The 8833-nt window shown below is 37.8% G+C and carries 9 protein-coding genes and 1 rRNA gene; 8 read left to right on the plus strand and 2 right to left on the minus strand.

Annotation, left to right across the window (positions count from 1 at the left end):
- Positions 1–127: 127 nt before the first annotated feature.
- Positions 128–355 carry a hypothetical protein gene (locus tag KBF89_08245; GenBank protein ID MBP9116312.1) on the minus strand — a complete coding sequence of 76 codons (228 nt, stop codon included), beginning with the start codon at positions 353–355 and terminating at the stop codon, positions 128–130.
- Between KBF89_08245 and KBF89_08250 the strand changes: the two genes are divergently transcribed.
- From KBF89_08250 to KBF89_08260, 3 genes are all read left to right on the plus strand, one after another.
- Complete coding sequence (locus KBF89_08250) at positions 336–1190, plus strand: NADP-dependent oxidoreductase (GenBank protein MBP9116313.1); 855 nt, start codon at positions 336–338, stop codon at positions 1188–1190. The two genes, KBF89_08245 and KBF89_08250, sit on opposite strands and share 20 nt — an antisense overlap.
- An 83-nt stretch (positions 1191–1273) precedes the next feature.
- Positions 1274–2845, plus strand: a complete 1572-nt coding sequence (locus tag KBF89_08255) for a hypothetical protein (protein MBP9116314.1) — start codon at positions 1274–1276, stop codon at positions 2843–2845.
- 110 nt (positions 2846–2955) lie between these two features.
- Entirely contained in the window at positions 2956–3900 is a 945-nt protein-coding gene (locus tag KBF89_08260; protein ID MBP9116315.1) for a hypothetical protein, read from the plus strand.
- Positions 3901–3903: 3 nt separating this feature from the next.
- On the opposite strand, the gene KBF89_08265 is transcribed toward KBF89_08260, so the two are convergent.
- Positions 3904–4422, minus strand: coding sequence for an AAA family ATPase (locus KBF89_08265; protein MBP9116316.1), 519 nt, complete (start codon positions 4420–4422; stop codon positions 3904–3906).
- A 297-nt stretch (positions 4423–4719) separates the two neighbouring features.
- On the opposite strand from KBF89_08265, the gene KBF89_08270 reads away from it, so the two are divergent.
- The 5 genes from KBF89_08270 to KBF89_08290 all read left to right on the plus strand — a co-directional run.
- The gene (locus tag KBF89_08270; protein MBP9116317.1) at positions 4720–4860 is read left to right on the plus strand and encodes a virulence RhuM family protein; all 141 of its coding nucleotides are present in this window, start codon (positions 4720–4722) and stop codon (positions 4858–4860) included.
- A gap of 111 nt (positions 4861–4971) precedes the next feature.
- Entirely contained in the window at positions 4972–5688 is a 717-nt protein-coding gene (locus tag KBF89_08275) for a hypothetical protein (protein MBP9116318.1), read from the plus strand.
- Positions 5689–5804: 116 nt separating this feature from the next.
- Positions 5805–6485 (plus strand): hypothetical protein, encoded by a 681-nt coding sequence (locus KBF89_08280; GenBank protein ID MBP9116319.1) that lies wholly within the window; start codon positions 5805–5807, stop codon positions 6483–6485.
- Between the two features lie 138 nt (positions 6486–6623).
- A complete protein-coding gene (locus tag KBF89_08285) occupies positions 6624–8330 on the plus strand; it encodes a hypothetical protein (protein ID MBP9116320.1) in 1707 nt (568 codons plus the stop codon).
- Between the two features lie 326 nt (positions 8331–8656).
- Positions 8657–8833 (plus strand): 23S ribosomal RNA (locus tag KBF89_08290); the annotation flags it as partial.

Raw genomic sequence — 8833 nt, forward strand, 5'->3', positions numbered from 1 at the left:
GAAGCTAGTTATTTTGGACTTTCCACACAACAAATTTATGGAATAGAAGGAAAAATTAGAGATATACCTTTTCTAGAACCTACTACTTTGTAAAAAATAACGTTCGAGAAATTTGCAACGAAGTCTTTTAAGCTAATTCTTCCTCTTCGTCATCATCGCGACGTTTTGAAACTAAGATAAACCAAAAGAGCATGATGCTACTTACTATCGCTATTGCTGTCCAAATAATTGGATTGTTAGAATGAAGCGCTGCTGGTTGTGCCTGTTCTTTTATTGTCAATGGATTGTAAATAGTTTCACCTTTAATTTCAGTTTTTCTTCCTTCGTCTGCTTGATTGGTTTTAGTCGAGGTCAAAGCTTTTGGTGTCGGAATTCACGATCGATATTATGTACCCGGAGATATGTTTTTCCCGGGCAAAGCGAAATTCCCATATGTTGTTGGATCTGAAGGCTCAGGGATAATCTCCAAAGTTGGAAGCAATGTATCAAATTTTGTTATCGGCGATGAAGTTCTTTTTACTTCAGGGCTCACTCCTCAAGGTGGAAGTTGGGCGCAATATGTTTGTCTCGATGCTTCTGTTTTGATTCCTCTCCCTGAAAAACTTACATTTGAACAGGGGGCTGCTATTCCAATCGCAGCAGATGCTGCAATCAATTCGGTACGAGATCTTAACTTGATAGATGGTGAGAAGCTTTTTATCGCAGGTGCTTCTGGTGCTATTGGCACACTAGTTATTCAGATGGCAATTGCGAAAGGAATTCAAGTTGTCGCCTCTGCATCTTCAAAAAATCATGACTACCTCAGATCACTAGGTGTGGAAATGACTGTTGATTATAGCGATCCCGAATGGCAAGCCCAAGTACATTCTTTATCCAATGGTGGTGTTGACTGTGCTTTGGCAATTCAACCGGGGACCGTCAAAGATTCGATGAGTGTAGTTAGAGTTGGTGGCAGGGTGGTCAGTGTTTCTGGAGGAGATGGCACTCAGTCCGAAAGAAATATTTCGATTATGCAATTTGAGCACTCGGATGATGGGGTCGAATTAGTGAAAGATTTTGTTTCACACGTCGCGAATGGTTCGATCAAACTCGTATTAGAGAAAGTATATAGCTTTAATCAAGCACTTGAAGCGTTGGAGAAAGCCGAAACTAGACATGCTCGAGGTAAATTAGTTGTTAGAACTGATTAAATTGAGGGTGTAACTAAATTAAACATATCTTATTTATTTCCAGTGCTCTTGACCATTAATAAAACAACGACTAAAATGGACTAATGGTATCAAAAGCACGCAAACTTTCGTTTAGGAAAACTCTAGCAGCATCTGTGGTTGCGACAGCTGCTTTAGCTTTTGGAACTGGAAAAAGAGATTTCTTCTACGAGTATGAGCCAGCAATTCAAGATACTCATTTACTGCGCAGCGCTGGTCAAGAAATCAAATATATACCACCTGGTAAAAGTGAAAGCGTAAAGATTGATCTAGGTGTAGATAATTCTAAAAGCCCAGCTTCAGGAGAATATGCAAGACGTTTTGCTTTAGATCCTGCAGCTTTACAAATTTCAGAACAAAATATTGATGATGCTGCTAGATCAATCAGGCAATTACCAAATGTGGCTGTTGTCAGAGTCGCCGGGTTGTCTTCTGCAGAAGATGATAAAATGACAAAAGGCGAACGTACTGGAGGATTCCAAACTAGTAGTAGAGATAATCTTGATTTGGCTATTGTTCGTGGATATGTAGCAACTGCAATGTTACAAAAACGTCTTGAGCAACTGGGAAGTAGTATAAAAGTTGTATACGCTGGTGGTATAGAAAACTCACTTTCAGATGAAGAATATAAACAACTACGTGATTTAATTGCACCAAACATTAAAGATGACTTAGAAGCAAACATCAAAATTACAAATGTGGTCAATAAATATAATCTTGACAATCAAGGTGTTGGTCATACTGTTAGAGCTTTACTCGATGAACTTTTAGCCAAACGGCGTGGAGCTCAAATTGATGCAGATTTCTACCCTAATGGTACTAGTCAAACTTCGACTAATGGTACTTGTATGACTTATAACAAAGTGGATAGTGTCACAATACTTGGTAAGCCAGCGAAGGGCATCTTATTGCCTTATGTAATACCAGTATTAATACCTTGGTTTAGGAAAAAACGTGAAGATGAAATACAGCAAGATAGTGGCACTCGCCATAAATCATTTTTGGGAAAAATACGAGATCGTAAAGATAATGTCTTTAGAAACTTTTTCAATAATTATCCAGAGCTTGATGAACAGCGAGATCGAATATTAAAAACTTGTCCAAGTTCAGAAGATGTAACTATTCAAATTTCTCGGTCACGTACTTTAAGAGGAAAACGTATAGCGTTACCAGTTCGGTTAAAAGTGATTGATTCTTTACGTTATCGCATTAATTCAGATTCATTGTTAGGCAGGCCAGTTGTCAGAATGCATAATAAGTTATTTTCAGAGGCTCTAAAACATGAAGCAACAGCATTAGTCGACCATACTCGTTCTCATCGTGCACTTCGCAAAATCGGTCCAGTAATTGTTGTTGTACCATTCTTGGCTTTAACGATTGCAGCAATGAAACCTTTATATTATGGCCCAGGTGTAGATGATCAAGGTTGTGAAACTGTTGGCTTAATGCCAAGACCAGGCATTGTGACCAAAACTCCTGAGGAGTGCGATACAGACAGGGGAGCAAATAAACCAACTAAACCTGAGGTTGGCTTAGATCTACCTACTATGGATGCACAAAGTTGTCTCACAAAACATCCCGAAGCAAAATTAGATGAACAAAAAATTCCGAACAGTAATTTTGTGATTGGACGCTAAAATACCCAACGTATGCCAAAGTGTACTTTTGTTAGGGATTATTATGTATTTTGTCTGTTGTGGCTATTTGTTGTAATATTGCATGTCGTAATTATTAGAGGTGGACAAATATGAGTTTCAATTATTCGCATGATGCAGAGATACTTTTTATAGAATGGGAAAAATCTTATATTTTTGGTGATGTAATATCAAAAACTCCAGAAGGTGTAAGTATTGCTGTAAAGCGTTCTGAGAGGTTTTTACAAGACTGTGAAGAAGTGCTTATAGCCTTCCCAGAATTGATTAATAAACCTGTTTTTGGCATGCTTGGTTTAATCGAAGAACTTTCAAAGAGGTATAAACCTTCCGTGCTTGCTGCTCTAGCAAGTCGTATCGAGTATCCACCATCAATTGATGGAAAAATATTCTTAGAAGATCTACTAGAAACTGATAGCAAAGATATAATCGCTGCGGTAGTGCAGAGAGATGTTTTCCCAGATGGTATTGAACCGTCTAAATTTATTTATGATTTATCGTTTTCTAAAAATGCAAAGATTCGTGCTGGTATTGCGGGTCGTATTGATTTCCCCGATGCTATAAATGATATAGAACTAATAAATAGGCTCTCAAGAGACCCACACTGGTTAGTTAGGGCAGCAGTTGCCGATCGTTTAAATATCCCTGAAGGTATCGATGAGATTGATTTAGTAAATAGACAATCTTGCGATGAATCAGTATATATAAGAATAGCTGTAGCTTCTAGAAAAACTTTTCCTGCTGGTGTTGATGCGGCCAGAATTTTTGAGATTTACTCGCGTGATAGTTCAGTAAGTGTGCGAGTCGCAATTGCAAGTCGTGAAGAATATCCTCCTGGTGTTGATGTGGCTAGTATTATCAAAAGAGCAATTTGTGACCCAAATCAAGATGTACGCGATGCTGTATATAACCGAGCCAGTCTTCCTGATGGTGTCCGTGAACTTCTATTAGGGGATCCGCTAGAAGATGTCTGCAAAGTAGCAGGGCAATTCCCGGAAATTCAAAGCCGTCAAATGGGCCCGATGGTTTTAAATGGATAAGAATTAATTAACAATGTGAAGTATTTCATCCACAATTTCTAGAGTTGTATTTCTAGCATCAAGTACTATTGCTCCTGCTTTTTTAGTTTTCTCTTGGAAGTCTTTATACCAATTTAAAATAATTTCTAGCTCTCCAGGGTTAGACCCAAAACTGTGTTCACGCTGAGTTTTAAGTCTCTCGGTAATTAGATCATCATCTACTTCAAGTAAAAAGATGAGATCAAAATAGTCATAAAATAAAGCTTGATTAGATGAACTCCCACAGAAAAAAGCAACGTTGCCCTTATTATTATCTAGCATTGTTTTTAAATATTCTTTATTCCATAGCCAATCATATTTGCCTTCCCATTCATCTGAAGATGACCATTGAACATCATTAATACATTCGCCAGTTTTGATATCAGTCCATGCGCTCAGATTTTTTATACAATCAGTATCATAAGCGTTAAACCCCAAGCTCAAAAGATGACGAGCAATAGTTGATTTCCCAGCACATGACACACCAGTGATTAGTATGTTCATAATAATATTTTATCCATAGGTATCATACCTATTCCTATTAGCCAACTAGCAGTTTATCGAAGTTCAGATGGAGCAATTGAGCTCAAAGGTGACACTAATGTTGACACGATTCGAGCGACTCAAGCTCAAATCACTGAGATATTTTCTGTTACACCTCATAATGTGACTCAGCATGTAAAAAATATCTATTTGGAAGACGAACTAGTAGAAGTTCGAACATGTAAGTAAACCTTACAAGTTCTAACTTAAGGAAACCGTAAGGTAAAGTGGGAAGTTTTTACATACAACTTAGATGTAATCATTGCAATCGGATACCGTATTGGGTCAAAACAAGGAACTAAGTTTCGAATTTGGGCAACCAATACGCTCAAAGAATATATGGCCAAGCGATACACAATTAATCCTAAACGTATCGAATATAACTATCAGGTTTTATAAAATGCGGTAGAAAAATTCAAGATCCTTATCCTTATTTGATGTTTCAATCCTACCAATAGTAAAATAGACGATTAAACAAAATGATTGTTAAACAATTCGAAGGAACGAAAAATGCAACCTGGTGATATTGAATTTCAAATAGCCTATGAAAAATTGACCCGACTACCTGAACAGCTAAAACTAAGTGACAAAACATGGATAGAGTTTTTGTGTGAAGATCTGCCAAAATTTGAAGGTAATGCTTTAAGTCGATTTATATTTTTAGTCTCAAAAGATAGCGGTATTTTCCCATATTCAAAAGAACGTCTAGAAATATTAGAAACACTATCGGTCAGCTGTTATGACTTAGTAACTGGAGCACCAACAACTTCAATTTCAAATATAGTAGCAAGCGCACTAGAAAGTTCGCTTAGGCTTTGTGAAATAGAAGAAGTAGAAGATAGAGTTTATGGAAACATCACGACATCGTTAGCAGCAAAAGCTTTATATGGCCATTTGTTAAACAGCTTTGAATACCATCTCTCCTTTGTAGAGTATTTGTTAGATCTAGAAGTTATACCAACAGAAGTTGACATATCAAAAGGTATTTCATTCTGGGATACCAAAGTGCGTTGGCCCTACGAAAGGGATCAAGCAACACTTGCCAATCACCCAAGTGCTGGAAGACAAATATCAGATGGACTACCTGATACAGTCGATACAGCCCAAACATTATTAAAAACCGCTGACCAAATAAGGGCGGTAGGTCAAGATGATTTCAATGTTGCTCTCGCACAGTGGCTACATGAACAAGACCCACCCTCATCACCTGATGTACTAGGTTACTAAGCACACTAAATCATTGTAATATAAGTTAATTTGACATTACCAATACTAACTACATTAGTATTCTTATCAAACAAGAACACTTAACAAATAGCTAACACAAATCGAAGGAACGAAAAATGCAACCTGGAGACGAAGAATACCAATCGGCATTAGCAAAATTGACTCAACTTAATACTACACTGGAACAAAGCGATAAGGCTTGGGTAGAGTTTTTGTGTGAAGATTTACCAAAATTTGACGGAAATACTTTAAAGACGTTTATAGGTACTATTTCTACTGGTACCAATGTTCTACTCGTTTTAAGGGAACGTCAACAGATACTAAATGGGATTTACTACGAGTGTTATGATCAAACAGGTAAAGCTCGGATAGCTAATGTCAACATAGCAGCAAGAGCTTTGGCTGAAAGTCTGAAAATCTGTGATATAAATATTGAAGCAGAGCGAATATATCGATATATTTCTAATCCAGATGTTGCGAAAGCATTGATGGATTATCTGCCTAGCTATGATCTAAATAATTTCTCTTTCTTCGCTTACCTACTAAATGTAGAAGCATTAGTACCCACAGATGCGAAAAAGATTGGAAATTACGACTGGGTTCCAAGTAATCATTGGCCCGTTGAACACGAAAGATCCGATGCACCCGCAATTGTCAATCGTCCTGATTCTAAAGGACAAAGTACAGATGGTCTAACCGAAACAGTTGCAACTGTACCATCAACATCAGCTGTAACACGAGCCGCTGACACAACAGTTGGGGCCGACAACGGTAATATAGGGAATACTTTTAGCTGAAGGCACGGTACACTTCCACCAATGGGATAGTTTAGACACTGACCGAACGAAATTATTTCCATTTAGATATATGGTGTGAATTGTGACAATATCGCTGCAAGTGCTAAACTGGACTATTCGCACAAACAGGAGAGTCTAATGGTTTCAAAAGCAGGGCTAACTGTAGTTCTGTATGGGCAAGCACCAGACACAGCTGTATTTCGTGATTTTAGAGCTAAGTTGAAATCTCTTGTAGATAAAAACAAGATAAAACTAGTTTGGCTAGATGGGGGAGTCACGGCCTCAAGGTTGCTAGCTACGTGCGAAGAAAACTCTCACCTAGCTTACGCTAAGCGCTTAGTTTCACCGCTAGGTTTCAAATTCCAAGAAACCTTTGGTCTACATGATACTACCGGCAAAGTAACAGATACTGATACCCAAATTGCAAAACTTGATAAACTTAGCTTAGAAAATGAAGTAGATGGCAATAAGACAGTTTTTATAAGTTTGCCATATAGTTCTCATTATCGCGAAGAGGACTTAGGCTATAAAGCTTTTGTTCTCTCTCCTTTAGTAATGAAGCAGTATTCTATTTTCGTAATTTTAAAAGAAGCAATAGCGCTACCTATATATGATCCAATAGTGAATGACATATATAAAAAAGCTGTTAAACTCTCGCAATTTTGCTATCACTGGAATCCAATAATCTCGCAAACGCCTCGGCTTGCTGATCTGAATAAATATATTAGTGGCGATATATGTACTCTTCGCTTTCACGCAGGAAGCTCAATAAGATTTTCAGGATTTCGTAAACTAAATACTTCACCGAGAGCTTTGCGCAAGATTTTCCTTCAGTTAACTAAAGGTGAAATGCCGCCAGATCGTTTAGCGCAAGCTTGGACTCTCATACAAGAAGACCTAGAAAAGTTTTTTACAGGAAATAAAGCCTGTGGGTTTGTATCGGGGATGGGTGATAAAATACAAATAGTTAATAAAGATAATGGTGACGGGATGCTTCTGATAATAGAACAACTTGCTCATGAACTTCAACAGCGAACAGCTACATCTAAAGTTGCCAACACGCCACAAATAGGCCCAGCTTATAGTACAAGACTAAAAGCAGAGCTAGCTTACTTAAATAAAGCTGTAGGAAGGGCAAACCTAGAGTTAACTTCAGCTCAGAGAGAATTAGACGAAATTAGTGCTAGGGAAAGCGCAGTGACCGCACGTGAAGCTTTGGCTGAAAGAAAATTGCGCGACAAACTAACAACAGATACAGAGCTTGCATTAGATCTAGTAGAACTTATTATGAAGCTTGATTTATATGATGAGAAAAAAACTAGGGCAGATCGCAAAATATACAATATCGCGTTTGGTCATGTACAAAAAATATTAGATGACCATGTTCAGCATTTTTCAAAAATGTCAAATGACATTGTGTCTGGAGATATAGATGATTATACGCTTTCTGACGCAGTAAATTTCGTTTTAATACTAAAGGCTTTTGGGGCTGCAAAAATCACTCCACCTAAGATTTTAAATTGTTATCCTGCTAATGCCTTGGCATTTTTAGCATACGCGTCTCAGAGCTTTGCCAATGACGAACAACAAATAAACTGGTTCTTAGGGCTTGATGGTTTTAACAATGCGGAAACTGGAAGTCGGTTATATGAATATTTAGCCTTAGCTGCTATGTCTGGTAGGTCGGTTAAAGCGATTCCAAATAGTGAGATCCTGCAAATATTGCAAGGAATGGATGTGTCTAGTGGGCAAGTTGTAGAACCTCCTCCAGCTAATATTGAGGTATTAGCTTTAGAACCTCCGCGAAATGTTGAAGCCAAAGTTCAAGAAATATCGGGTCCATAAAAAAATAAAAATATTTCTTCCTCCGACTTGGACAAGCACAATCCGATGTACTATATTTAATGAGCTGGTTACGAGTATGGCAACATGCTAAATCAGAAACTCTTTGAGAAATCAAAGAAAGGGCAATGAACTTTGTGTCTAACGCAAATGTTGTATCCCGATAACACCTAGTGTTGTTACTTGAAAATTCAATAGCGAACATGAGCATCTTTGGAAACAAAGATTGTTCATGATAAAGAAACGAATCAAATAAATAATATTCTGGAAACAGTTATTTTTATTTGTATTGCAAAAATATCAAAGAAAATCCATTTTGGAAATTTTCTACTCAAGCTACAAAGAGCCAATGGTGGATGCCTTGGCACTAGATGCCGATGAAGGACGTGGGTGACTGCGATAAGCCACGAGGAGTTGTCTACCTAGCGTTATAACTCGTGGATCTCCGAATAGGAAAACCTAATTACGTTTAACCGTAGTTATTCCACACTGAAAACCGAAAGGCC

It is taken from the genome of Acidimicrobiia bacterium, assembly GCA_018057765.1.
Lineage (GTDB): Bacteria > Actinomycetota > Acidimicrobiia > IMCC26256 > JAGPDB01 > JAGPDB01.